Source organism: Micromonospora sp. NPDC049301 (assembly GCF_040678715.1).
GTDB lineage: Bacteria > Actinomycetota > Actinomycetes > Mycobacteriales > Micromonosporaceae > Micromonospora.
This window is the reverse complement of the sequence record NZ_JBFAQO010000002.1, coordinates 601,475-626,848: the sequence shown is the minus strand read 5'-3', so window position 1 is coordinate 626,848 and position 25,374 is coordinate 601,475. Positions and strand designations below refer to the sequence as shown.

Annotated in this window: 20 protein-coding genes; 11 read left to right on the top strand and 9 right to left on the bottom strand. The window is 72.0% G+C overall.

The features are described from left to right. Window positions 1–3 precede the first annotated feature (3 nt). Both AB0K07_RS09030 and AB0K07_RS09025 read left to right on the top strand, forming a co-directional pair. On the top strand, window positions 4–1,014 hold the full coding sequence (locus tag AB0K07_RS09030; RefSeq protein WP_363752296.1) for a serine hydrolase: 1,011 nt from the start codon (window positions 4–6) through the stop codon (window positions 1,012–1,014). A 129-nt stretch (window positions 1,015–1,143) separates the two neighbouring features. After that, entirely contained in the window at window positions 1,144–2,238 is a 1,095-nt protein-coding gene (locus tag AB0K07_RS09025; protein WP_363752811.1) for an MBL fold metallo-hydrolase, read from the top strand. Between the two features lie 2 nt (window positions 2,239–2,240). On the opposite strand, the gene dgt is transcribed toward AB0K07_RS09025, so the two are convergent. Then, on the bottom strand, window positions 2,241–3,752 hold the full coding sequence (gene dgt / locus AB0K07_RS09020; protein WP_363752294.1) for a dGTP triphosphohydrolase: 1,512 nt from the start codon (window positions 3,750–3,752) through the stop codon (window positions 2,241–2,243). Between the two features lie 142 nt (window positions 3,753–3,894). Between dgt and AB0K07_RS09015 the strand changes: the two genes are divergently transcribed. The 3 genes from AB0K07_RS09015 to AB0K07_RS09005 all read left to right on the top strand — a co-directional run bounded on the left by AB0K07_RS09015 (window position 3,895) and on the right by AB0K07_RS09005 (window position 8,128). Further along, window positions 3,895–6,345 (top strand): Tex family protein, encoded by a 2,451-nt coding sequence (locus AB0K07_RS09015; RefSeq protein WP_363752292.1) that lies wholly within the window; start codon window positions 3,895–3,897, stop codon window positions 6,343–6,345. Between the two features lie 393 nt (window positions 6,346–6,738). Beyond that, window positions 6,739–7,623 carry an aminoglycoside phosphotransferase family protein gene (locus AB0K07_RS09010; protein ID WP_363752808.1) on the top strand — a complete coding sequence of 295 codons (885 nt, stop codon included), beginning with the start codon at window positions 6,739–6,741 and terminating at the stop codon, window positions 7,621–7,623. Between the two features lie 34 nt (window positions 7,624–7,657). Next, a complete protein-coding gene (locus tag AB0K07_RS09005; RefSeq protein ID WP_363752289.1) occupies window positions 7,658–8,128 on the top strand; it encodes a hypothetical protein in 471 nt (156 codons plus the stop codon). Here the strand turns inward: AB0K07_RS09005 and AB0K07_RS09000 are convergent. Beyond that, a complete protein-coding gene (locus AB0K07_RS09000; protein ID WP_363752286.1) occupies window positions 8,055–9,005 on the bottom strand; it encodes a DUF389 domain-containing protein in 951 nt (316 codons plus the stop codon). The two genes, AB0K07_RS09005 and AB0K07_RS09000, sit on opposite strands and share 74 nt — an antisense overlap. A gap of 260 nt (window positions 9,006–9,265) precedes the next feature. Between AB0K07_RS09000 and AB0K07_RS08995 the strand changes: the two genes are divergently transcribed. From AB0K07_RS08995 to AB0K07_RS08980, 4 genes are all read left to right on the top strand, one after another. Then, a complete protein-coding gene (locus tag AB0K07_RS08995; RefSeq protein ID WP_363752283.1) occupies window positions 9,266–9,937 on the top strand; it encodes a sugar transferase in 672 nt (223 codons plus the stop codon). Window positions 9,938–9,959: 22 nt separating this feature from the next. Further along, window positions 9,960–11,108 (top strand): aminotransferase class I/II-fold pyridoxal phosphate-dependent enzyme, encoded by a 1,149-nt coding sequence (locus AB0K07_RS08990; RefSeq protein ID WP_363752280.1) that lies wholly within the window; start codon window positions 9,960–9,962, stop codon window positions 11,106–11,108. Beyond that, window positions 11,105–11,749 (top strand): acetyltransferase, encoded by a 645-nt coding sequence (locus AB0K07_RS08985; RefSeq protein ID WP_363752278.1) that lies wholly within the window; start codon window positions 11,105–11,107, stop codon window positions 11,747–11,749. The genes AB0K07_RS08990 and AB0K07_RS08985 overlap by 4 nt, the downstream gene beginning before the upstream one ends. A gap of 140 nt (window positions 11,750–11,889) precedes the next feature. Then, window positions 11,890–13,764, top strand: coding sequence for a nucleoside-diphosphate sugar epimerase/dehydratase (locus AB0K07_RS08980; protein ID WP_363752275.1), 1,875 nt, complete (start codon window positions 11,890–11,892; stop codon window positions 13,762–13,764). 199 nt (window positions 13,765–13,963) lie between these two features. On the opposite strand, the gene wecB is transcribed toward AB0K07_RS08980, so the two are convergent. The 4 genes from wecB to AB0K07_RS08960 are packed head-to-tail and all read right to left on the bottom strand — an operon-like array spanning window position 13,964 to window position 18,481. Next, window positions 13,964–15,088 carry a UDP-N-acetylglucosamine 2-epimerase (non-hydrolyzing) gene (gene wecB / locus AB0K07_RS08975; protein ID WP_363752272.1) on the bottom strand — a complete coding sequence of 375 codons (1,125 nt, stop codon included), beginning with the start codon at window positions 15,086–15,088 and terminating at the stop codon, window positions 13,964–13,966. After that, window positions 15,085–16,323 carry a glycosyltransferase family 4 protein gene (locus tag AB0K07_RS08970; RefSeq protein WP_363752269.1) on the bottom strand — a complete coding sequence of 413 codons (1,239 nt, stop codon included), beginning with the start codon at window positions 16,321–16,323 and terminating at the stop codon, window positions 15,085–15,087. Before AB0K07_RS08970 ends, wecB begins: the two co-directional genes overlap by 4 nt. Continuing rightward, on the bottom strand, window positions 16,320–17,447 hold the full coding sequence (locus AB0K07_RS08965; protein ID WP_363752266.1) for an NAD-dependent epimerase/dehydratase family protein: 1,128 nt from the start codon (window positions 17,445–17,447) through the stop codon (window positions 16,320–16,322). Before AB0K07_RS08965 ends, AB0K07_RS08970 begins: the two co-directional genes overlap by 4 nt. Further along, complete coding sequence (locus AB0K07_RS08960) at window positions 17,441–18,481, bottom strand: SDR family NAD(P)-dependent oxidoreductase (protein WP_363752263.1); 1,041 nt, start codon at window positions 18,479–18,481, stop codon at window positions 17,441–17,443. The genes AB0K07_RS08965 and AB0K07_RS08960 overlap by 7 nt, the downstream gene beginning before the upstream one ends. Before the next feature lie 262 nt (window positions 18,482–18,743). Here AB0K07_RS08960 and AB0K07_RS08955 point away from each other — a divergent pair, with 262 nt between their 5' ends. Beyond that, window positions 18,744–20,126, top strand: a complete 1,383-nt coding sequence (locus tag AB0K07_RS08955) for a hypothetical protein (protein ID WP_363752260.1) — start codon at window positions 18,744–18,746, stop codon at window positions 20,124–20,126. Window positions 20,127–20,301: 175 nt separating this feature from the next. Further along, entirely contained in the window at window positions 20,302–21,483 is a 1,182-nt protein-coding gene (locus AB0K07_RS08950) for an O-antigen ligase family protein (protein WP_363752258.1), read from the top strand. 5 nt (window positions 21,484–21,488) lie between these two features. On the opposite strand, the gene AB0K07_RS08945 is transcribed toward AB0K07_RS08950, so the two are convergent. Genes AB0K07_RS08945 through AB0K07_RS08935 form a run of 3 tightly spaced genes read right to left on the bottom strand, consistent with a single transcriptional unit; the run spans window position 21,489 to window position 25,365 of the window. Continuing rightward, window positions 21,489–22,634 (bottom strand): glycosyltransferase family 4 protein, encoded by a 1,146-nt coding sequence (locus tag AB0K07_RS08945; RefSeq protein ID WP_363752255.1) that lies wholly within the window; start codon window positions 22,632–22,634, stop codon window positions 21,489–21,491. Next, the gene (locus AB0K07_RS08940) at window positions 22,631–23,953 is read right to left on the bottom strand and encodes a glycosyl transferase family 1 (protein ID WP_363752252.1); all 1,323 of its coding nucleotides are present in this window, start codon (window positions 23,951–23,953) and stop codon (window positions 22,631–22,633) included. Before AB0K07_RS08940 ends, AB0K07_RS08945 begins: the two co-directional genes overlap by 4 nt. Continuing rightward, complete coding sequence (locus AB0K07_RS08935; RefSeq protein ID WP_363752250.1) at window positions 23,950–25,365, bottom strand: lipopolysaccharide biosynthesis protein; 1,416 nt, start codon at window positions 25,363–25,365, stop codon at window positions 23,950–23,952. The genes AB0K07_RS08940 and AB0K07_RS08935 overlap by 4 nt, the downstream gene beginning before the upstream one ends. Window positions 25,366–25,374: the final 9 nt, after the last annotated feature.

Sequence of the window (25,374 nt, the reverse complement as noted above, 5' to 3'; positions counted from 1 at the left end):
CGATTGACCATCCGACTGAACCGCAGGACCGCACTCGGGCTCGGCACGGTGGCCACCGCCGGTACGGTGCTCGGCGCCACCGGGCCGGCGAGCGCCGCCGTGGGCACCGAGGTCGCCCCGACCACCCCGGCCCGGGCCGCCCGTCGGGTCGCCGCCGCCTACACCCGGTACAGCACCGAGGCCGGCGGCAACTGGCAGGCGTACGTCAGCGTGGCCGACCCGGCCGGCCCGCCCGTCGTCGCGGTGGCGGCCGAGGCGGACCGGCGGATCGAGGCGTACAGCGTCAACAAGATCGCGGTGGCCACGGCGGTGCTCGACAAGGTCGACCGCGGGCTGCTCACCCTGGACCAGCGGGTCGAGGTGACCGCGGCCATCGTGGTGCCGGGCGGCGACGGCATCTTCAGCCTGGACGGCGCGTACCCGAGCAGCGTGACCCTCGGGCACGTCCTGGCCACGCTGCTCACCGTCTCCGACGACACGGCGGTGCGGCTGTGCGGGTCGGTCTGCCCGGCCGCCGAACTGAACGCCATTCTGGTCGCCAAGGGCTTCCCGAACACCCAGGTCGAGCCGGTGGCCAACCCGAACCGGTTCTTCCTCGGCACCAGCACCCCCCGGGAGACGCACGACCTGCTGCGCGCCCTGGTCGCCGGCACCCTGCTCTCCCCCGCGTCGACGGCGTTCCTGCTCGGGCTGCTGCGCGCCCCGGTGGCGTTCACCGACGGCATCCGGCGCACCATGTCCTCCGACGAGCGGGCCCGGATCGCCACCAAGGCGGGCTGGTTCGCCGACGCCCGGCACGAGGCCGGCGTGATCTTCGACCGGTCCGGCGCCGCGGTGCTCACCTACGCGCTGTTCGCCGACGGGCAGGCCGACCCGGACGACTTCGGTGCCACCCACCCGGCGGTGCAGGCCCGGGCTGCCATGGGCCCCCGGTTCCTGGCCGCGGTGGACCGGCTCGCCGGTGCCGGCACGGCGTACCGCATCGCGACCCGGCGGCCCAGCAACGGCGGCTGAGCACGCTCCCGGGCCGGCCGCTGGGGCGCGAGCCGGCCCGGGTGACTACCGTGTAGTGCGGGACACGGCGGAGGGACGGCGATGGCACCAGCGGAACGCACGGACGTCGAACGGTCGCTCGGGCGACGGATGGGCGGCGCGGCAGGGCTGGCAGCGCTGGCCGGCCTGGCCTGGGTCGCCCGGGACGTGCCGGCGGCACTGGGCGGCCGGCTCGTCGGCGCCCGGGCCGAACGGGCGGCCCGCTCACCACAGTTTCGCGACGGCACCTTCCACAACCAGGCCGGCACCCGCACCATGGTCGCCGACCCGGGCCGCAACCTGCTCCGGGAGCTGATTTTCGGCAAGCAGAAGCGTCGCCCGAGCAACGCCGTGCCGCTGCTGCGCCCGAGCGCACCGCACCCCACCGACGCCGCCGACGAGCTCAACATCGTCTGGTACGGGCACGCCTCGGCGCTGATCGAGATCGAGGGCCGGCGGGTGCTGATCGACCCGGTCTGGAGCGAGCGCTGCTCGCCCTCGGCCCTGGTCGGCCCCCGTCGGCTGCACGAGCCGCCGGTACGCCTCGACGAGCTGCCCGCGCTGGACGCCATCCTGATCTCGCACGACCACTACGACCACCTCGACATGGCCACCGTGCAGGGGCTGCTCACCGGTCAGACCGCGCCGTTCCTCGTGCCGTTGGGCGTGGGCGCACACCTGGACCGGTGGGGCGTACCGGCCGAGCGGATCGTCGAGCTGGACTGGTCCGAGTCGCACCGGGTCGCCGGTCTGACCATCACCGCCACCGCCGCGCAGCACTTCTCCGGCCGGGGGCTGCGCCGCGACGGCACACTCTGGAGCTCCTGGGTGGTCGCCGGCGAGCGTCGCAAGGTCTTCTACACCGGCGACTCCGGCTACTTCGCGGGCTACGCCGAGATCGGCGCGGAACACGGGCCGTTCGACGTCACGCTGATGCAGATCGGCGCGTACGACCGGGCCTGGCCGAGCATCCACATGTTCCCGGAGGAGGCGGTCGACGCCCACCTCGACCTGCGGGGCGGGCTGTTCATCCCGGTGCACTGGGCGACGTTCAACCTGGCGCTGCACGACTGGTCCGAGCCGGTGAACCGCCTCTGGGCCGAGGCGAAGGCCCGCGACGTCCGGCTGGCCGTGCCGCGCCCGGGCGAGCGCGTGGTGGTCGACGACCCACCCGCAGTGGACGGCTGGTGGCAGGCGATCGCCTGATCTCAGAGCACGAAGGCGTCGGTCCACAGCGCGCCGGAGCGGCCGGAGAGCGCGTCCAGCATGGCCACCGCCTGGCCGTCGGTGAGTTGCGCGACGAAGTCCACGATGGCCCGCCCCCGGGCCCGGCCGATCCGGTCCGGGGTGCGTGGGTGCAGCTCCGCCTCGGCCAGCTCCACCAGGTCGTGCAGCCGGCGGGGCAGCCGGGACTCCTCCTCCGGGTCGAGCAGCCACTCCCACAGCGCCTCGACCAGGGTGCCCAGCAGCCGGGCCTGGCCCCGCTGGTGCAGGGCGAGGTCGGGGCGGGCCAGCACGAACCGGTGGTGGACGAACTTGAGCACCTGCACCTCGTGCCACTGGGCGCAGCCGAGCAGCACGTACCCGGAGCGCACGGACGGGTGCTCGGTCACTGTGATCGCCTCGACGAAGCGGGTCGACCATCGGGCGGAGAACCGGGCCACGTACTGCTCGGCCTCGATCGAGCCGTCGAACGGCATCGCCAGCAGCCCGTCGACCAGCTCTTCCCGGACGTGCTCGACGGCGGCGGCGAACGCGTCGTCGTCGGCGATCCAGGCGTCCTTGCGGTGCAACTGCCGGCGCAGCCGCTCGATCGCCGCGCCGGGCCGCCGGGCCGCCGTGGCCAGCGCCGCGTCGGTGATCGCCCGGAAGTGCCCGCTCTCGCGCTGCCAGGCCATCAGCTCGGCGGAGACCGCGCCCTGCTGGAGCACCCCGACCCGGTAGAAGTCCTCCACGTCGTGGATGGCGTACGCGATGTCGTCGGCGGTGTCCATCACGGACGCCTCCACGGTCTGCTGCCAGTCCGGGATGCGGCCGGCGAACGGCTCCCGGGCCTGACGCAGGTCGTCCAGCTCGGTCCGGTACGCGCCGAACTTCGACGACCCGCTCTCCGGGTCGTCCGGCGGCGGGGTGGCCCCGCGCGGCGGCGGGTCCAGCAGGCGCGGGTGCGGGTCGGGATGGTCCAGCCGGGTCCACGGGTACTTCAGCATCGCCGCGCGGACGGCGGCGGTCAGGTCCAGCCCGGTGGTGGCCGCGCCGCGGATCTCGGTGCTGGTCACGATCCGGTACGACTGGGCGTTGCCCTCGAAGCCGTCGCTGAGGCCGAGGCGATGCCGGGCCAGCCGGTCCAGCACCCGCTCCCCCAGGTGCCCGAACGGCGGGTGGCCGAGGTCGTGGGCGAGCGCCGCGGCCTCCACCACTTCCGGGTCGCAGCCGCCGAGCTTGTCCAGCAGGTCGCGCCATCGCTCGTCACCCGTCAGCCGCTCGGCGATCGCCCGGGCCACCTGGGCGACCTTCAGGCTGTGGGTGAGCCGGTTGTGCACGAGCAGGCCGGAGCCGACCGGGCTGATGACCTGGGTGACGCCCCCCAGGCGGGCGAAGAACGGCGAGCCGACGATCCGGTCCCGGTCGGCGCGGAACGGGTTGGCCGCGAGGTCACCGAGGGCCCGGGCGCTGCCGCCGAAGAGCCGCCGGGCGCGCGGCTCCGCAGCTGTTTCCATGATCGCCACGCTAGCGCAGGCGCCGGGGAGCCGCCGCCGGGTCGCCCCGGCCGGGCGCGGCGACAGCGTCGGGCGCGGCCCGGCACAATGCAGGCGGTACCCGCTCTTTGAAGGCGGATCGAGTCGAAGGCGGATCGAGATCGTGACCCAGTCTGTTCATCAGCGGATCGCCGACGAGCTCGGCGTGGCCGAGCGTCAGGTGCGAGCGGCCGTGGAGCTGCTCGACGGCGGCGCCACCGTGCCGTTCATCGCCCGCTACCGCAAGGAGGCCACCGGCCTGCTCGACGACACCCAGCTGCGCACCCTGGAGGAGCGGCTGCGCTACCTGCGCGAGCTGGACGAACGGCGGGCCGCCGTCCTGGAGTCGATCCGCGGCCAGGGCAAGCTGGACGAGGCCCTGGAAGCACAGATCATGGCCGCCGACTCGAAGTCCCGGCTGGAGGACATCTACCTCCCGTACAAGCCGAAGCGGCGGACCCGGGCGCAGATCGCCCGCGAGGCCGGGCTGGCGCCGCTGGCCGAGGCGCTGCTGGCCGACCCCACGCAGGACCCGCGCGCCAGCGCCGCCGGGTTCGTCGACGCGGAGAGGGGCGTCGCCGACGCCGCCGCCGCGCTGGAGGGCGCCCGCGCGATCCTGATCGAGACCTTCGCCGAGGACGCCGACCTGATCGGCACGCTGCGCGAGCAGATGTGGTCGCGGGGCCGGCTGGCGTCCCGGGTACGCGAGGGCCAGGAGGCCGCCGGCGCCAAGTTCGCCGACTACTTCGACTTCTCCGAGCCGTACCCGAAGCTGCCCTCGCACCGGATCCTGGCGATGTTCCGGGGCGAGAAGGAGGGCGTGCTCGACCTGACCATGGAACCGGAGGAGGCCGGCGAGGCGGACGCCGCGCCGACCGGCCCGAGCCGGTACGAGGCGGCCATCGCCGGCCGGTTCGGCGTGTCCGACGCCGGCCGCCCGGCCGACCGCTGGCTGGTCGACACGGTCCGCTGGGCGTGGCGTACCCGGATCCTCATCCACCTCGGCGCGGACCTGCGGATGCGGCTCTGGCAGGCGGCCGAGGAGGAGGCGGTACGCGTCTTCGCCATGAACCTGCGGGACCTGCTGCTCGCCGCGCCGGCCGGCACCCGGCCCACGATGGGGCTGGACCCGGGCCTGCGTACCGGGGTCAAGGTGGCCGTGGTGGACGCCACCGGCAAGGTGGTCGCCACCGACACCATCTATCCCCACGAGCCGCGCCGGCGGTGGGACGCGTCGATCGAGACCCTCGCCCGGCTGGCCGGCGCGCACGGCGTCGAGCTGGTGGCGATCGGCAACGGCACCGCCTCGCGGGAGACCGACAAGCTGGCCGGTGACCTGATCGCGCGACACCCGCGGCTCAACCTGACCAAGGTGATGGTCTCCGAGGCCGGCGCGTCGGTCTACTCGGCCTCCGCGTACGCCTCGCAGGAGCTGCCCGGGATGGACGTCTCGCTGCGCGGCGCGGTGTCCATCGCCCGCCGGCTCCAGGACCCGCTCGCCGAGCTGGTCAAGATCGATCCCCGGTCGATCGGGGTCGGTCAGTACCAGCACGACCTGTCCGAGGTGAAGCTGTCCCGCTCGCTGGACGCGGTGGTGGAGGACTGCGTCAACGCGGTCGGGGTGGACGTCAACACCGCCTCCGCGCCCCTGCTGACCCGGGTCTCCGGGATCGGCGCCGGGCTGGCCGAGAACATCGTGCTGCACCGCGACGCCAACGGGCCGTTCCGGTCGCGCACCGAGCTGAAGAAGGTGGCCCGGCTCGGCCCGAAGGCGTTCGAGCAGTGCGCCGGCTTCCTGCGCATCCCCGACGGCGACGACCCGCTGGACTCCTCCAGCGTGCACCCCGAGGCGTACCCGGTGGTGCGCCGCATCCTCGCCAGCACCGGGCAGGACCTGCGCTCGGTGATCGGCAAGAGCGGGATCCTGCGCGGGCTGCGGGCAACCGACTTCGTCGACGACCGGTTCGGCCTGCCCACCGTCACCGACATCCTCGCCGAGCTGGAGAAGCCGGGCCGCGACCCGCGACCGGAGTTCCGCACCGCCACCTTCGTCGAGGGCGTGGAGAAGATCGGTGACCTGACGCCGGGGATGGTGCTGGAGGGCGTGGTCACCAACGTGGCCGCGTTCGGCGCGTTCGTGGACGTCGGGGTGCACCAGGACGGCCTGGTGCACGTCTCGGCGATGTCCCGGACCTTCGTGAAGGACCCCCGCGAGGTGGTCAAGTCCGGCGACGTGGTCAAGGTCCGGGTGCTCGACGTGGACGTACCCCGCAAGCGGATCTCGCTGACCCTGCGCCTCGAGGACGAGCCGGGCGCCGACGCCGGCCGTGGCGGCGGCCAGGTCGGTCGCGGCGGACCGGCCCAGCGCGGGGCGCAGAGCGGCAGCGGCGGGCAGGGTGGCCGCGGGGCGCAGGGTGGTCGCGGCGGGCAGGGTGGTCGCGGCGGGCAGGGTGGTCGCGGGGCGCAGGGTGGTCGCGGCGGGCAGGGTGGTCGCGACGGGCAGCAGCGGCAGAGCGCGCCCGCGCCCGCCAACGACGCGATGGCGGACGCCCTGCGCCGCGCCGGACTGGCCTGACCGTAACCTCGCGCGTTGACGCGCGCCCGGGATGCCCCAGGACGGGCGGGCATCCCGGGCGCCTCGCGGTTCCGTAGGGACCTCCGTGCCCGACTCGTCGAGCCCCCCGCGGACACTGTCGAGCTGCCCCATCCCTGGGGCAGAGCGCCCACCCGGAATCAGGTAAAGGCAGCTCGCCCGCACCTGCCTGGTGCGCCCTGCTCTGCTGCACTTCGCGCAACACCCCCGTCGAGCAGAAGCAGCGTCGCCGCCCGTCCAGATCTTGGACAGTTTCCGTCAGCGGCTGACGGAAACTGTCCAAGATCTGTGGCCCCGGCCGCGTCTCCCGGCTCGCGAACGCGGGAAAACGGATCGCCTCGTGGTGGGATTCGGGGTGATGATCTCGCGGTGAAGATGCACGCCGATCAGGTCGACGTCACCGCGGACGTGGTTGCCGCGCTGGTGGCCGAGCAGTTTCCCGAGTGGCGGGCCCTCCCGGTGCGCCCGCTTCCGTCGCCCGGCACGGTGAACGGCCTCTTCCGGCTCGGCCCGGAGGTCGTCCTGCGGTTCCCGCTCCGGCCGACCGGCGACCCTGAGCTCCACAGCGAGTTGCGGCGGGAGCAGGAGCACGCACGGCTGCTCGCCGCGCACCTGCCCGTCGCGGTGCCCGAACCGCTCGGCCTCGGTGAGCCGGGCGAGGGGTATCCCGGGCCGTGGACGGCGTACCGCTGGATCCCCGGCGAGCCGGCCCGGCGCGGCCGGATCGGCGACCCGGACGCCTTCGCCCGCGACCTCGCGGGCGTCGTCACCGCCCTGCGCGGCATCGACACCGGCGGTCGGGCCTGGCCCGGGTCCGGTCGGGGCGGTCCGCTGGCCGCCCAGGACGCCGGTGTGCGGTCGGCCCTCGCCGACAGTCGCCAGCTCACCGACACCGGCCGGCTCGCGGGTGTGTGGGACCGGTGCCGGGAGGCTCCCCGGCACGACGACGGTGACGTGTGGATCCACGCCGACCTGATGCCGGGCAACCTGCTGGTCCGCGACGACCGGCTGGCCGCGGTCATCGACCTCGGCACCGTCAACGTCGGCGATCCGGCGGTGGACCTGATGCCGGCGTGGAACCTGCTCGACGCCAGGTCGCGGGAGACGTACCGGCGGGCGCTCGGCGTGGACGACGCCACGTGGGAGCGGGGGCGCGGCTGGGCCCTGCTGCAGGCGATCAACGCGCTGCCGTACTACGTCGAGACCAACCCGGTGATGGCCGACATCGCCCGGTACACCCTGTGGGCCGTACTCGACTGAGCCACGACGCACTCGCGGGCGTACCGTCGGCGTCGTGGGTGAGCGGGACGGCCGGGAGTGGCGGGAGCGGCAGCGACAGGCGGTGCGGGCGCACGCCGACGCGGACGCGCGGCGGCGGGCCGCCGAGCGGGCGGAGGCGGCCGAACTGGTGGCCTGGTTCGTGGCCGAGGCGACCCGACGAGGGCTGCCCACCACCCGGCTGGTCGCCCGCGGCTACGACGGGCGCGGGCGCTACCGGACCCGGCTGACCGGCTGGTACGTGGACCGGGCCGGGACCCGGGCGGTGGACGTGGCCGGGCGGTTCCACCTGCTGACCGTGCCGGGCGGCCTGCGGGCCCGGCTGTTCGGCGTCGATCCGCAACCCAGCCCGGCACCGCTGGTCGTCGGCGCGGGCGGCCGCGACGGCGAGTCGATCCCGTTGCGGACGCTGCTCACCCGGCTGCTGGACGGCGGCGGGACCGACGGGCCAGGCTCCACCACGACACCTGCTGCACCACGAGGGTGAGCGTCCCGGCCAGGACGATCGCGCACAGGTTGATCACCAGCTGGACGGCCGACCCGCCCGCCTCGTCCCACACGCCGTAGGCACCGGCGACCGCCACGTTCGCCGCCGCCGGCACGGTGGTCACCGAGATCAGCACCCCGACCAGGCTGCCCGACTTCTTCGAGGTCAACGAGAGCATGCCGGCGACCCCGGCGAGCAGGCCCACCACCCAGGACAGCGCGTCCGGCCGCCAGATGAAGTCGGTGAGCGGACGCTCGGCGAGCAGCATCTCCTTGCTGACCAGACCGGCGGCGTTCAGCGCCCAGGTGCTCAGCACGGTCGCGACCATGGCCGCCAGAAAGCCGACCGTGAGGGCTTGCACCGACCGGACGATCACCCCGAGCCGGCGGCGCAGCAGCGCGACACAGAGCGCGGCTAGGGGGCCGAACTCCGGACCGACCACCATCGCCCCGACGATGAGGATCGGCTGGTCCAGCAGCACACCGATACCGGCGATCATGGTGGCGATGATGATCAGCACCAGGTAGGTGGCGGAGAGTTCGGTCTGCTCGCCGGTCTTCGCCGCGATCTCGTCCCACACCACCGCGTCGGCGCCGCTGCCGGGCGCCTTCTCCGCCGCTCGGTCGGCCGCCGCGGAGATCGTCAGCTCGACGTCGTCAGCGGCGATGCCGCCACTCGTGTCCACGCCGATCCGCTGCAACCCCTGGAGCACCCGGTCGGCGCTCTCCCGCACCACGTCGCAGAGGATCAGGTCGCCCTGCGGCTGCCGGGCCGCGCCGGGCAGCACGGCCAGGTGGGTCACCCCCGCCTCCGCCGACAGCAGGTCGATGACCTCGGTCGACCGGTCCGCCGGGGCGATCACCCTCAGGTGCAGCACAGTCTCCCCCTCACCCGACCGGGTTGTCCCCCTCGCCCGACCGGGCGGTCGCGACTCTACCGCTCGACCTCTGATGGCACGGACCGCACGAGGGCCCTGAGCAGGCCGTGTCCATGCGTGGCGTTTCAGGGTTGATCGGGTCGAAGCAACCCGAGTGTCGGCATTCGGAACTGCTCTACTAGCTTGTCCTGGTAAGACCCATACGTCGCTTAACGTCGCTTTTCTCGGAGGTCGGAACGGTGCCGGTGCCTGGTGGTCTCGTGAACGCTCCGGAAAACCCGCTACTGCTGCCTCGCCCCGACCCGGGCAAGCGCATCCTCGACGCGATCCTCGCGGCCCTGCTGCTGGTGCTGATCACGCCGGTTCTGGCGGTGGTGGCGGTCCTGGTCGTGGTGGGCCTCGGCCGGCCGGTGTTGTTCCGCCAGTGCCGCGCCGGGCTGTATGGACGGCCCTTCGAGGTGGTCAAGTTCCGCACCATGCGGCCGCCCAACCACGGCGGTGGTCCGGTTGGTGACGGCGACCGACTCACCCCGCTGGGGCGCTGGCTGCGCGCCACCAGCCTGGACGAGCTGCCCACGCTCTGGAACGTGCTGCGCGGCGACATGAGCCTGGTGGGCCCGCGCCCGCTACTGCCGGAGTACCTCGATCGCTACTCCGCCAGCCAGGCCCGGCGGCACGAGGTACGGCCCGGCGTCACCGGGCTGGCACAGGTGCGCGGACGCAACAGCCTGAGCTGGGAGGAAAAGCTCGACCTCGACGTGCGATACGTGGACACGCGCAGCTTCCGCCTGGACGCGTCGATCCTCGTCGCGACCGTGCGCACCGTGCTGGGCCGCGAGGGCATCAACGCAGCGGGATCGGCCACCGCCCCGGAGTTCCTCGGCACGCCTCGGCGCCCGGCACCGCCGCAGCGGGACCGGACACCGGCATGACGACTCGCCAGGGAGCCGGCCGATGAGCCAGATGATCCACCTGTCCCCGCCCGACGTCGGGCCGCTCGAGGAGTCGTACCTGGTCGCCGCCCTGCGTTCGGGCTGGGTGGCCCCGGCCGGCCCAGACCTCCAGGCGTTCGAACGCGACATCGCCGAGCGAGTCGGCACCGGCGGAGCCGTCGGGGTCAGCTCCGGCACCGCTGCCCTGCACCTGGCCCTGCTCGGCGTCGGGGTCGGACCCGGCGACGTGGTCATCGTGCCCACGCTCACCTTCGTCGCCACCGCCAACGCGGCCCGGTACATCGGCGCACGTCCGGTCTTCGTCGACTGCGACCCGCAGACCGGAAACGTCGACGTCGGCCTCGTCACCGACCTGCTGCGCCGGCTCCGATCTCGCGGCGAGCAGGTCGGCGCGGTAGTCCCGGTGGACATGTTTGGCAGCTGCGCCGATTATCAAGCCCTGGTCCCGGTCTGCATCGAGGCCGACGTTCCGCTGGTCGAGGATGCCGCGGAGGCCCTCGGCGCCAGCCACGGCGGACGGGCGGCCGGCTCCTTCGGGCGCGCCGGTGTGCTCTCCTTCAACGGCAACAAGATCATGACTACCTCCGGTGGCGGAATGCTCGTGTCCGACGACGCTGCGCTCCTCGCCCGGGCTCGTCACCTCTCCACGCAGGCGCGCGAACCGACGCGGCACTACGAGCATCGCGAGACGGGTTACAACTACCGCCTCAGCAACCTCCTCGCGGCGCTCGGCCGGGCGCAGTTGCTCCGGCTGGACGGGATGATCGCGCGACGCCGCCAGCTGCGCGACCACTACGCCAAGCTCTTCGCAGCGGTGCCGGGCGTCCGGCTGCTGGGCGAGGAGGACACCGAGTCGAACTGCTGGCTCACCGTCATCACCGTCGAGCGGGAGCGGTGCGCTTGGCGGGCGGACGACTTGGCGGCCCACCTGGCCGCTCGGGACATCGAGACCCGGCCGGTGTGGAAGCCGATGCACCTGCAGCCCATGCACGCCGGTGCGGAGAGCCTGCTCACCGGCGCGGCGGAGCGGCTCTTCGCCGACGGGCTCACCCTGCCCAGCGGGAGTGCGCTGACCGAGCCGCAGATTGCCCGGGTGTTCGCCGCGATCGACGAGTTCCTGACCGTCCGGACGGGAGGGTCCACGGCGTGACGACCGGACTGGTGGTGGTGGGCTGCGGCGGGCACAGCCGGGAGGTGCTCACCATCGCCCGAGCGGTGAACGAGGCCGCCGGACGGCAGATCTGGCAGCTCCTGGGCATCGTCGACGACCGACCCACCGAGGAGAACCTGAAGCGGCTGCAGCGACTCGACGTGCCGTACCTCGGGGACATGGCCTGGTTGCGCGACGCGCCCCCGGACACCCAACACGTCATCGGCATCGGAGACCCCCGGATCCGCCGAGCCGTCGGGAACCGGATCGACGGGCACGGCATCCCGGCCGCAAGCCTCGTCCACCCGGACGCCACCATCGGGCCGGACACCGGGCACGGGCCGGGGTTCGTCGCCTTTGCGGGAGCCCGGGTCACCACGAACGTCACCATCGGCCGTCACGTTCATCTCAACCAGAACGCCACCGTCGGCCATGACAGCAGCCTCGCCGACTACGTCTCGGTCAACCCGCTCGCCGCCGTGTCGGGTGATTGCCACCTCGCAGAGGGCGTGCTGATCGGAACCAACGCCGCGGTGCTGCAGGGCCTGCGGGTCGGGCGGGACAGCACCGTCGGAGCCGGAGCGTGCGTCGTCCGGGATGTGCCCGATCAGGTGACGGTCAAGGGCGTTCCAGCCCGCTGAGACCATCAGAACCGGCAGCATATTAGGCTCATTCACCCCGAAAACGCCCAATGATGCTGCTTGGGCATGTAACAAGGACAAAGAGCCTAGAGGCTCCTTCTGCCGTGTGGCGGAAGCAGTCGGGACAGGGGAGCCAGCACATGCCGCAGGACACCGAGAACACGCAAGGCGCGGACCGGCGAATGCGGCGGGCCAGGGCCCGCCGTCGCACCGCTGGGTTCCTCGTCACCGACACCGCCGCCTGGGTCGGCGGGTTCGTCGCGGCCGCGTGGACCCGATTCGAGTTCCAGCTCCCCCCGGGGCAGCTGGGCCGGGCCGCGGCGGCCGGCGTTGTTGCGGCAGTCGTGCACGTGGCGGTAGCGGCGCTGCGGCGGCTCTACTCCGGACGTCACCCGCTGGGCAGTCTGCAGGAGGTCCAAGGCGTCGCCGGCACCACCATCATGACGGCCGCCATCGTGCTGCTCGGTTTGCTGCCGTCCGGCGACCGGCCCGTTCCGGCGAGCACCCCGCTGGTCGGCGGCGCGCTCGCCCTGCTGTTCATGCTCGGCGCCCGGTTCGCGTACCGGCACCGTCGCGACCTCGCCATGCGGCCGGATGTCCGGTCGTCAACGCCAGTGCTGCTGTTCGGAATGGGTGACGCGGGGCAAGGGCTGCTGCGCGCCATGCTCAGCGACCCGCGCGGCCGTTACCTACCGGTCGCTGCACTGGACGACGACCCGGACAAGCGCGACCTGCGCATCGGCGGGGTGCGCGTGCTCGGCGGACGGCACGATGTCGCCCGTTCGGTCCGACGTACCGGCGCCACCGCCGTCATCTTCTCGGTGGCCAACGCCGACGCCGCGCTGATCCGCCAGATTCGCGAGGCCACCCTGGAGGCCGGCGCGGTGTTCAAGGTGCTGCCCCCGGTGCGGGACCTGGTCGACCACCGGATCACCGTCACCGACGTCCGAGACGTACAGATCAGCGACCTGCTTGGCCGCCGCCAGGTGGTCGGTGACCTGCCACTGAGCACGAACAGTCTGACCGGCCGGCGGATCCTGGTCACCGGTGCCGGCGGGTCGATCGGCTCCGAACTCTGCCGTCAGGTGATGAAGGCCAACCCGGGTGAGTTGATGATGCTGGACCGGGACGAGTCCGCCCTGCACAGCCTCCAGATGTCGCTCGCTGGGCGGGCCATGCTGGACGGTCCCGAGCTGATCCTCGCCGACCTGCGGGACGACGAGGGAATTCGGCGGATCATCCGGGAGCGCCGCCCGGAAATCATCTTTCACGCGGCGGCGCTCAAGCACCTGACACTGCTGCAGCGGCACCCGGGCGAGGCGGTCAAGACCAACGTCTGGGGCACCCTCTCAGTGCTGGACGCCTGTCAGGACGTGGCGAAGTTCGTCAACATCTCCACGGACAAGGCGGCCAACCCGATCAGCGTCCTCGGCTACTCAAAGCGGATCACCGAGCGGTTGACCGCGCACGCGGCGTCGCGTTTCCCAGGGACGTTCCTCAGCGTCCGGTTCGGCAACGTGCTGAGCAGCCGCGGCTCGGTGGTGACAGCCTTCCAACGGCAGATCGAGACCGGGCAGCCGCTGACCGTCACCCACCCGGAGGTCACCCGCTACCTGATGACCGTCCAGGAAGCCGTCCATCTGGTGCTCCAGGCCGCCGAGATAGGCCGGGACGGGGAGGCGCTGGTGCTCGACATGGGCGAGCCCATACGAATCGTCGATCTGGCCCGTCAGATGGCCGATCAGGCGTCCAGCTCCGCGCCCATTGTCTACACCGGTCTGCGGCCCGGGGAGAAGCTGCACGAGGACCTGCTCGGGGACGGCGAGGTCGACACCCGGCCGTTCCACCCCCTGGTGTCGCACGTGGCCGTGCCGCCGCTCGACCCGATGGAGGTGAGCGGGCTCGACCCGTACGACGATGCGGCGAAGGTCGTCGAGCAATTCTCGCTGCTCTGCGCCCTGCCGGTCGATCCGGTGGTGGACGGGCAGTTGGGCGTACCGCTGCAGTCGCACTGATCGACCTGGGCACTCGCCAGGCGAACCTGGGCGGAATCGGACGGGGTGACGGCGCGCGGCGTCACCCCCGTTCGTCGCAGGGCCGGGGACTCCCCGCAGTCATGGCGTCCAGAGCAGCCCGAGGCCGGGAAGCGGGTGCAATCAAAGCAGGGCCGGCGATCGCGGGTTCGCGGTCAGCCGGCCCTGCTGGGTGCCTGGTTCAGCGGCGGATGCCCGCCCAGTCGTGGTGCCGGCGGACGGTGGAGAGGATGAAGTCGACCACCCGCCGGGAGGTGTCCGGCACCTGGTAGTCGACCGGGCACGGCACTCCCTGCGCGGCCACCTGGGCCACCGTCACCTCGACGGCCTCGACCACGCCCTGCGGGTCGAGGCCGGTCATGATGATGCCGCCGGCGTCGAGGGCCTCCGGGCGTTCGATCGACTCGCGCAGGGTCACCGCGGGGAAGCCGAGGATGGCGGCCTCCTCGCTGATCGTCCCGCTGTCCGACAGCGTGCAGTACGCCCTGGTCTGCAGGTGCACGTAGTCGAGCAGGCCGAACGGCTCGTGGAAGGCGATGCCGTCCAGCGCGGTGGCGTCCGGTGCCAGGGCCTCCAGCCGCTTGCGGGTCCGCGGGTGGGTGGAGACCAGCACCGGGAGGCCCCACCGGTCGCGTACCGCGACCAGGCAGTCCAGCAGCCGGCGGAGTCGGTCGGGACGGTCGACGTTCTCCTCCCGGTGGGCGCTGACCAGGAAGTACCCGCCCCGATCGAGTTCCAGCTGACGCAGGATGGTCGAGCTGGCGATCGGCGCCCGGTAGTGCTCCAGCACCTCCCGCATCGGCGAGCCGGTGTGCAGGATCCGGCGCGGGTGCAGGCCCTCGGCGAGCAGGTTGCGCCGGGCGTGCTCGGTGTAGACCAGGTTGAAGTCGGCCACGTGGTCGACCAGCCGCCGGTTGGTCTCCTCCGGCACGTTCAGGTCGAAGCAGCGGTTGCCGGCCTCCATGTGGTACACCGGCACCCGCATCCGGCGGGCCATCAGCGCGGCGATGCAGCTGTTGGTGTCGCCGAGCACCAGCAGCGCGTCCGGGCGCACCTCGGCGATCGCCGCCTCCATGCCGACCAGCACCCCGCCGAGCACCCGCCCGAGCGACGACGTGTCGACGCGGAGGAGTCGGTCCGGCTCCCGCAGGCGCAACTCCTTGAAGAACACGTCCGACAGCGTGCTGTCCCAGTTCTGTCCGGTGTGCACCAGCATGTGGTCCACCGTGTCGTCGAGCCGGGCGAGCACCCGGGACAGCCTGATGATCTCCGGTCGAGTGCCGACCACCGTCATGATCCTGGTCATGCCCGTACTCCCTGTACAGCTGCCTTGGTCAGGATGTCCTCGAACTGGTCGACGCCCACCCGCAGCGACATCCGCTCCTGGTAGACGTGTCGGGCCCGGCGACCCATCTCGCGCCGGACGTCGACGGGCAGCGCGGCCGCCTCCACGAACCGGTCGGCGAGCGCCTGCGAGTCCTCGGGTGGACAGGTGAGGCCGATCCCGGTCGAATGGACCAGGGCTGCGGCGTCCCCACCCAGCGAGGCGATCACCGGCACGCCGCAGGCAAGCGCGGCCTGTAGCTTTGACGGGACGGCGGCCCGCACGGCCGGTACGTCACGCAGGCAGATCAGCTGCCAGTCCGCGGCGGCATACAGCTCCGCCATCTGCTCAGGCGGGCGCCGGCCCACGAACCGCACGTTGTCGGCGCCGAGGTCCGCCGCAAGCCGGCGGGCGGCGTCCTCTCCGGCGCCAGAGCCGACCAGCACCAGGTCAAGCTGGTCCCGGGCGGCGGCCGCCGCCCGAATGGCCGTCTCGATGCCCTGCAACAGGCCGATGTTGCCGGCGAACATCACGGTGCACCTGCCTCGGTGACCGAGCGCCGCGCGGGCGTCGTCGGTGGCTGGCACCGGCCGGAAGAGCGCGTCGTCGGTCCAGTTCCAGACCACGCGCACCCGGTCCGGATCGGCGCCACGCGCCACGGCCCGCTCGGCCATCGTCGGCGAGATCACCACGATGGCGTCGGCAAGCCGATACGTCCGACGCATCAACGCGTCGAGTGTCCGCTCCAGCGAGCGCCCGGCCCGACCGGTGGGCGCCATCCCGGACTGCACCACGGACTCCGGCCACAGGTCGTGCACGTGCAGCACGATCGGCGTCCTCTGGGTAGCGCGCAGCAGGGCCGCGGCGGCGATGGCCGTGGGTGGCGGGTGGTAGACGTACGTGACGTCGACGCCAACGAGCCACCGCGCCCCGGCCGCCGCACTGGTGGCGCCAAAGGAGAGGTGGCTCAATGCCCGCCGGGCTGCGGACGTGTCATGGCTGGGGTAGGCGGGCACCCGCCGGATGGCAACGGGCCCATCGGTCTCCCGATGCCGCCAGCGCTGTCGCCAGCCCGGGAAGATCCGGCCGTACGGATAGCTCGGGAAGGTGGTGAGGACCCGCACCTCGTGGCCCCGGTCGGCGAGTTGGTGCGCCAGGTTGCCGGGGATGAACACCCCTTCCGGCGGGTACCACTGGCTGATCAGGCCGATCTTCACGCGCCGACCGCCACCGGAGCCGGCCGGGGTGCCTCAACCGGCTCCGGCCAGGTGTCCGGCCGGTCCGGGTCGAACAGCTCGTTGGTCCAGAACATGGTGACCAACTCGTCCGAGCCGGTGTTCGTCAGCCTGTGCGCCCACATGGTGGGCATGTCCACCAGCACCGGCTCATCGCCGCTCACCGGAAACCGCAGCACCTCGCTGTCGCCGACTCGACGCAGGCTGATCTCGGCCGAGCCGCGCAACACCACGAACCGCTCGACCTTGGCCAGGTGGAAGTGCTCGCCGCGGGTGATCCCGGGATGCGTGGTGGAGCAGAAGGTCTGCCCGGCGCCACCGTGCGCCTTGACCGTCTCGACCAGCTCACCCCGGGCGTCCGCCCGTCGGGGCAGCGCGAGCGGGTAGTGCGCCGGGAAGCAGTGCGACCGGTAGGTGTTGAACAGCCGCACGTCGTGCCGATCCACCAGCGGCGGAATCTCCCCCGCCCGATACGTCGTGGCCACCCCGGTGAGCCGGTCGACCAGGTCCCGGACGCCGATCCGTAGCGCCGGCATGGTCGGATCCCACGTCCCGCCCGACGGCACGCCGATAAGTCGGGCAGCCGCGTCGGTGACGTGCACCAGGCTCAGCTCGCGGTCGGCGTGCACCTCCGGTCGGCCGCCCTCGGCGAGCATTCGGCAGAACGTCGCCACCGCCGAGTTGTAGTACGGACGGCCGTGCTCGCCGTAGAGATTCGGCAGCAACACGTCGTCGAAGTCGACACCGGTGCTGGCCAGCACTCGCGCCGCGCTGGCCTTGGCGTCGCCGTACGGGGTGCCGTTGCCGGCCTGCACCGAGTTGGCGTAGATCACCCGCGCCGGCGGGTTCGCACAGTGCTTGAGACCATCGGCGAGCTGCGCGCCGAGCTGGACGTTGCCGGCGGCGACGTCGGCCGGCTCCCCCCGGTTCACGCCGGCCAGGTGCAGAACCCGGTCGACCCCGGAGACCTTGGCCGCCACCATGCCGGGATCGGCGAGGTCCGCGCGGGTCAGCACGGTCGGCTCCGGCCAACCCAGCGCGCGCAGCAGCACCCGGACGTGCCAGCCGAGGAATCCTCCGGCGCCGGTGACGGCGAGCCTCAGCACGCCAGCACCGGATCCCGCAGCGCCAGCTCCGCGCGCACCTCGGGCAGCGTCTTGAGCAGCTCGATGATCTCAGGTACACCGAGCTGCGGCGCGTTTGCGGAGTTGAAGTCGTCGGTTGGCCCGTCGCCCAGGTCGCCTTCGGAGACGTAGAGCGCATAGTTGAGATCGCGGGCGTCCAGCGGCACCCGGAGGAAGTCCCCGAAGTCCTCCGCCTGGGCGAGCTCCTCCCGGCTGGCCAGCGTCTCGGCCTGCTTCTCACCGTGCCGTACGCCGATCACGTCGAGCTTGGCGGGCACGTCGAAGAGCTGACAGACCGCCTCCGCCAGGTCGCCGACAGTGCAGGCGGCGGCCTTGCGGATGAAGATGTCGCCGGCCCGGGCGTGCTGGAAGGCGTGCTCGACCAGCTCGACCGAGTCAGCGAGCGACATCAGGAACCGGGTCATCGCAGGGTCGGTCACGGTCGGCGCCCGGCCCGCCTTGATCTGCTCGATGAAGAGCGGAATCACCGACCCACGCGAGTACATGACGTTGCCGTACCGGACGCAGGAGATCGTAGTGGCGCTGTTCGGGTTGTTCCGGGCGTGCGCCTGGGCGACCTTCTCCATCATCGCCTTGCTCATGCCCATCGCGTTCACCGGGTAGACGGCCTTGTCGGTGCTGAGCACCACGACCGAGCCGACGCCGTTGCGCTCGGCCGCCTCGACCACGTTGGAGCTGCCCAGCACGTTCGTCCGGACCGCCTCCAGCGGGAAGAACTCGCACGACGGCACCTGCTTGAGGGCGGCGGCGTGGAAGACGTAGTCGATGCCGCGGCTGGCCCGCAGCACCGAGTCGTAGTCGCGCACGTCCCCGACGTAGTAGCGGACCCGCTCGTCGCCGAGCGACCGGCGCATCGTCTCCTGCTTGGCCTCGTCGCGGCTGAGCACCCGGATCTCGCCGACATCCCGGTCGAGGAGCCGGCGCACCATGGTCTGGCCGAAGGAACCCGTGCCGCCCGTGATGAGCACGCGGCGTCCGGTGGTAGAGAAAGTCACAGCTTGCTCCCCGTCTCGTCTGGGCGGATCGCGACGGCGCGCGCCTGGTCAGGGGCGGCGGCAGTCACAACTCGGGCAACGAGCAGAACTTGCTCCGGAAACGGCGGAAACAGGACGAACATCGCACCGGGACGGCGGGTCAGCAGGGTAGTGACAGGCAGAGATGAGACGAGAGGGACTTTATTTCTTAGAACTCACATATTTCCCAATTGCCGCTTGTTATAACACTCCGGTGCAATCGTTAATGAACACGCCGCGCCAGTTGACTTCCGGGACATACACCCCCCTCAAGCTGGCGGTCGGGTACCTGGTCGGCACCTACCTGCTCTTCCTGACCCTGGGCAGAGCGGCCGAGAGCCCCAACCTGGTCACGTTGACCCTCTTCGTCTCGTCCGCCGTCGTGGCCCTGTGCCTCGGCTACGTCGTCCACGTGCGGCGGCAGCGTCCGGCACCGCCGGAATCCGCCAGCCAGAAGGAGACCCCGCAGGCCCCGCGGGTGCTCGTGCTCGTCTGCGCCACGTACGTCCTCCTGCTCGGCATCGCCCAGCTCGGCCTCATCGGTGTCTCGACCCCGGTCGACCTGCTCCACGCCGTGACGAACCCCGGCGAGCGGTACTTCCACCAGTTGCAGCAGGAGGGCCAGTTCTCCCGGCCGGTCCAGCTACTCACGCTGCTCGCGGTGCTGTACCCGCTCCTCATCCCCCTTGCGGTCGTGCACTGGTCGAAGCTCGGCGGGGCGCTGCGCCTGTACGTGCTGGGCGGCATCGGCACCTACGCCCTCTACTACATGGCGATCGGGGTCCTCAAGGGACTCGGGGACATGCTGATCTGGTGGGGCGCCAGTTACCTGGTGCTGCTCGGCTACCGGTCGGCGCGATCCGCACGGTCCCGTCGGGCCGGCCGGTCACGACGATGGCCGCACGTGCTCGCGGTCTGCACCATGCTGGTGGTCTTCCTCGGGTACATGGCGTTCAACCAGAGCGCGCGGGCCAAGAGCGCGGGGCAGAGCCCCGCCGCGGCGGGCAATCCCGTGGTGGCGCGGGTCGTCGGAGAGGACCTCGCCGCCGGCCTGGCCATCACCCTGTCGTACCCCACGCACGGTTACCTCGGACTGAGCCACAACCTGACCGTGCCCTTCGAGTGGACGAAGGGTGTGGGCGCCTCGCCCGCCCTCGGCAGCTACCTCGAGCAGTATGCCGGCATCGATCCGCGCTACGACACCCGATATACCGCCCGGACTGAACTCGCGACCGGCTGGCCCGACGGAATGTACTGGTCGACGGTCTTCCCGTGGCTGGCGTCGGATCTGACCTATCCGGGCTCGATCGCCTTCATGGCTCTCGTCGGATGGTTCCTCGCCAAGTTCTGGCTGGAGTCCGTCCGGCAGCGCAGGATCCTGTCGATGGCGCTGTTCGGCCAACTGGCGTTGCTCGTCGCCTTCGTGCCCGCCAACAATCAGCTGGGCCAGACCCGCCCCGCCCTGATCGCGTTCGCCTCACTCTGCGTGCTCTCTGTGGCGAGCCGGGTCGGTCAACGGCTGGCCACCGCGGAGGATCCCCGCGCTGTGCCGGTGGCCCGCCGGCAACGTGCCGGCGTGCCCGTGGGCCTGGGTCGGCAGGTCGGCCTGAGCCCGGTCGGGAGGTAACTCGATAGCTGCGCGGGGCGCTGCCGGTCGTTATCCGAACGAGGGTAGATCGCCCGTCGGGCGACCTGTTCGGACATGCCCTCCCTGTCCACCGCGGCCGGCACAGCTGGCTGGCCGCACGGGAGGAGCGAGCGCGATGCCCAACGCCGTCGGTAGGCCCACCGTCACAGGGCGGGTGGGAGCCTCCCGCTCAACTGCCGGTTACGCTGCCTCCCGGAGCAGTTCCGACCTGCTCGCCGTCGCGCTGCTCGGCACCGCCGCCCTTGTGTCCGCCTGGTCACAGGACCATCCCAACCTCTGCCTGGCGCTGGTCGTGGGAGCGATCGCGCTCACCGGACGGGCCCCGCGACTGCAACCTGCCGATGTCGTCGCCCTGGCCGTCGCGGCCTGGGCCGGTGTCACCATGATGTGGACGGTGGACAGCGGCACGACGCTGAAAACCGCCCTGACCTACGCGTCCGCCGCCCTGATCTTCGTCGCCATCCGCCACCTGGCAGCCCGGGTGGTGACGGCTCTCGTGGTGGGCGGCTGCTACCTGCTCGGCTGCGTCGTGAGGGCATGGGACGTGGTCCGAGCCGCTCTCGGCGGCAACCTGCCGGCACGAAGCGACGCCCTCGATCTGACCGTCCGCTTCGGCGTCGAGGGCGTCAACCTCAACTTCACCGCGTACACGCTGGCGACCGGGTGCCTCCTCGCGTCGCTGCTGCTGACTGTCCGGGGGCAGCACCCGGCCGTCCGGGTCCTGCTGGCGTTGCCGCTGCCGGTACTCGCCTGCGGCGTGCTGTTGAACGGCACGAAGGGCGCGCTGGTCGCAATCACCCTGATCCCCGTCTACCTGGTCACGAGCAGGCTGTCCCCGCGCTTGGCACTGGCCACCGTGACGGTTCTGGTGCCGGCGTTGCTGATCCTCGTCCCGCTCGGCATGGGCGACGACTCTCTGCGCCAATTCGACACGAGCTTCGGCCAGCGGTCGACCGGTGACCTGTCCGGCCGACTTCTCGTCTGGCCAGAGGCCCTCGCCACCTGGTCCGACAACGTGTTCCTGGGGATCGGCGCGGGGAGCTTCCCGATCGTCAACTCGGTCGGCGTGGGCGCGCACAATCTTCTTCTCACGGTCGGCAACGACCTCGGGCTGCTCGGCGTGCTCGGCTACGCCGCGGTGTTCACGCTTGCCCTCGGCAGGTACGCCCGGCAGTCCGCGCCGGCACGCCAGCGGGCCGGCGCCTACCTGGTGACGCTGTTTCCCATCTGGCTGACCGGTCACTGGGAGACGTCGCTCGGCGCCTGGCTGACCCTCGGCCTGCTCACGGCGCTGCCCAGTGCGACGGTTCGGGCCGGGCGCCACCGGCGTTCCTGATTCGGTCAGGCGCGGTCGGCCACCCGCTGCGGGGACGGACCGCCCTGGACCAGGTCGTGGCCCGACACGCTCCGCCACAGCTCGACGTACCGGGCGAAGACCACCGTCAGCGAGTACTCCTCGGACGCCTTCGCCCGTGCGCGTTCCCCGACCTCGGCCCGGCGACCGTCGCTCATCATCAGCGTGGCGAGAGCGGTCGCCAGTCGCCGCGGATCGGCCGGCGGCACGACTTCTCCGCAGCCGCCGCTCAACATGTCCCCCACGGCGCCGACGTCGGTGCCCACCACCGCACGGCCCAGGGCCATGGCCTCGAGGATCGCGTTCGGGAAGCCCTCCGAGTGGCTGGGCAGCACGAAGATCTCACAGGCCGCCATCAGCCTCAGCAGCTCGGCGCCCGGAAGCTCACCGAGGAAGGAGACGGCGGTGCCGGGGGCGGCGGCGCCACGCAGCTTCCGCAGGTAGCCCTCCTCGCACGGCCCGGCGATCACCAGCTCCCACGCTGGGTCGCCGACGGCCTGCCACGCCGCCAGCAGGTCCTCGACGCCCTTCGCCGGGATCACCCAGCCGGCGAAGAGCACCCTCTTCCGGGGGTGCACACCGGCGGGTCGTGGCTGCGGGAGGCTCGACAGGTCGACACAGTTGGCGATCCTGGTCACCGACGACGAGCCGCCCCGTGTGGCGATCACCTGCTCGGTACGGGCATCGAGGGCGATGACGGCAGCGGCGCCCCTGACCACACGCCACATCAGCCGCCACTCCCTGCTGTCGCGCGCGGCGATCTCCGGGACCCGACCGAACCTGATGTGGTACACGAACGGGACCCGGAACGCCCGGCAGACGGCGAGCAGCACGAGGTCCCTAACTGTGCCGAGGTGCCCGGACGTGTTCACATGCACCACGTCCGGCCGCCTCCGCAGCATGCGCCAGCACAGCAGAGCGGCACTGCGGACCAGCTGGATGCCGCCGGCGGCGAGCCGGCGCAGGACGGAGGTCTGGTGGATGGACCTCCCGCGGAGCGCGAGGTCCACCACCGCCAGGTCGACCTCCGCCGACCCGCGCGCCATCCCGTCGATCATGCGCGTCCACCGCGCGATGCCGCCCTGCGGAGGCGGCAACGGAGAGACGAGGGTGACGCGAACGGGACGACTCATCGCGCTGCTCCCACCCGGTTCGCGACCCGGGAGAGGTGATCCGCGAACCGTGCCGCCACCTCCTTCTTGGCGTGGTGGACCTTCGCGTAGACGTAGCCGCTGTCCCCCAGCCGGCGGCGAAGCAACGGGTCGCCGTACAGCTCACCGGCGCGCCGGGTGAGCAGGTCCAGGTCCTCCTCGCCCACCACCAGGCCGGCGCCGGTCGTCACGATGTGTCGCATGGACGCGAGATCCCCCGGTCCGTGCCCGAGGATCGGCCGGCCCGCCGCGAGGTACTGCGGCAGTTTCGTGGAGAGCGACAGCCGCGTGTACTGCGCGATCTCGGGTTTGAAGGACTCGACGTGGACGAGGACGTCCGCGGCCCACAGGACCGGTGCGACCTCCGCGCTCCCGATGGACCGGGCGAGGCGGACCGCGGGCAGGTCGGCGAAGACGTCGCCGTAGCGGGCGAGGTCACGCTCGGGTGCGTACAGCGTGAGGCGGGCTGGGCCGAGCGGCGACGAAAGTCGCTTCAGCGCGGCGCCGAGCCGGGCCAGCGACGCCCACCGGTCGAGGTGCAGCCCTCCGACATAGACGAACTCGACGGGCCCAGTGCCAGGGGCCGCCGATGCCGCCTCCCGATGGTCGTCGAAGGCGCTCTCCTGCACGCAGTTCATGAACGGGGCGAAGGGGATGCCGTAGCGCCGCCGGTACTCCTCAGCCATGGGCGCGCTGATGCAGAGGCCGGAGCTGGCTCGCCGGACGACGCCGCCGAGCCCCGCAGCGACGGCACGCCGGCCGAGCCCGAACAACTCCCCGTCCGAGTAGAGCGTCCCGGGCCAGTCGTCCATGAAGTGCGGCACGATCGGAACCGCGCACGCCGCCGCGAGCCTCCGGGCGAGGCGCATCACCCGGACGCTGCCGAGCACCGAGTAGACGACATCGGGACGGAACCGCCGGGCCCAGTCGCGGAGGTCGGCGGGCACCAGGATCGGGCTCAGATCGGCCATGGCGCGCATGGTCCGCCGAACCTGCCCCCGCCAGGAGCCGGTGCCGCCCGCCGGGATCGCGGCCACCACCGCGTCCCCGCTGCCCGCCGGCCTCCCCCGGGTCACCACGCGCCGTACCAGGTGGTCCACCGGCGCGTTGCGCGGATCGACCGCGAAGAACTGGTCGCAGACCTCCGGCGACGGCTCGGTGCGGGCCGTGTACACCTGGGCGAGTCGGTCCTTTGGCCAGCCGTCGAACAGGTTGGACAGCGTGATGCCGGTGCCACTGGAGCGACCGAAGGGCTCCGCGCCGACCACCAGCACCCGGGGATGCTCCGACACTCGCGTCATCTCTGGGCCTCCGTCGCGTCCGCGCGCCTCGTGAACACCGCGCGGTATCCGTAAAGGGCGCCGGGCACCACCGCGACCAGGTACGTGGCGGCGCCGACGATCGGCACGGCCGCGACCCCGAACCGGAGCGCGCCGTACCACTTCAGGGGTATGGAGACGATGAGGTAGATCGTCCAGCCGACCAGTTGCGGTCGGACGATGCCGGCGGCGTTCTGCACCATGAAGCACGGTGAGATCGCGGCCAGGAGGACCCACCAGGCGGCGAGACCGAGCAGCAGCCAGGTGCCTCCGTCGAGGTGCAAGCCGACCCACACGGCGAGCAACGGACCCCCGGCGACCACCAGGCCGCCGCCGAGCACGACGGCGGTGACAGTGGAGGCGAGTGTCATCCGACGTGTGGTCCGCCGCACCCAGGCCAGCTCACCGCGAGCGAGCGCGTCGCCGTTCGCCGGCCAGAGCGGCACGTTGACCAGGGAGATGAGGATCCCCAGTTGGGCGAAGAGCCGCGCCGCGACGGCGAAGTCGGTTACCTCGCTCAACTCCCGCACGTGCGCGATCACCAACGCGTCGACGTTGCTCGCCACGGACATCACGATCGTCAGGACCAGGAAGAGCGCCCCGAGACCCAGCACCTCCCGGGTGGCGGCCCGGTCGACGGCGCGCAGGCCCGGCCGCAGCTGTCGCAGCCTCCACCCGTAGACCCACCCGCTGTTCACCAGGTTCGCCACCACGGGGCCCAGCACGGTCGCCGCGACGACGCCGGCCGGCGGCAGGTCGAGGTGCACCGCGGTCAGCACGAGCGGCAGCGCCAGCAGCCCGCCAGACGCCTGCCACAGGTTGCTCTGCGCCACCTGCTGGTAGGCGAACTGCACCCGGACCACCAACGACAGGGGAATGTTGATCAGGAACACGGTGAGGCACGTGAGCGCGATCGGCCCTGCGTGCCGGCCGATGGCCTGATCGCGCACGTCGAAGATCGCTGACCACGGCACCAACGGCGACACCGACCACAGCACCAGCAGGATCGCGCCGGCGATGCCGGTCAGCAGGAGGTAGGCGCTCGAGATGTAGCGGCGGGCACGTACGGCGTCACCCGCGGCATAGCAGGGCGCGAGCTTGGTCATCAGGCCGTTGCCCAGACCCAGGTCGGCGAAGGCCGCCATGGCGGTCAGCGCGCCGACCGCGGCCCAGAGTCCGTAGAGATCTGGCCCGAGGTCCGCGAGGGTCACCGGAAGCAGGACGATCGGGGTGACCACGCCGACACCGCGGCACACGACGGTGGCCGCGATACCGGTGAGCAGCCGACGTTGGCGGGTCGTGGCGGGCGACGCGTCCGGGGCGGGTGCGCCCGTCGCCGGTCGCGACGGCTCCGACCGGACCGGCGTCTCCACCGCGGCATCCGGGGAGGACATCGCCGTCAC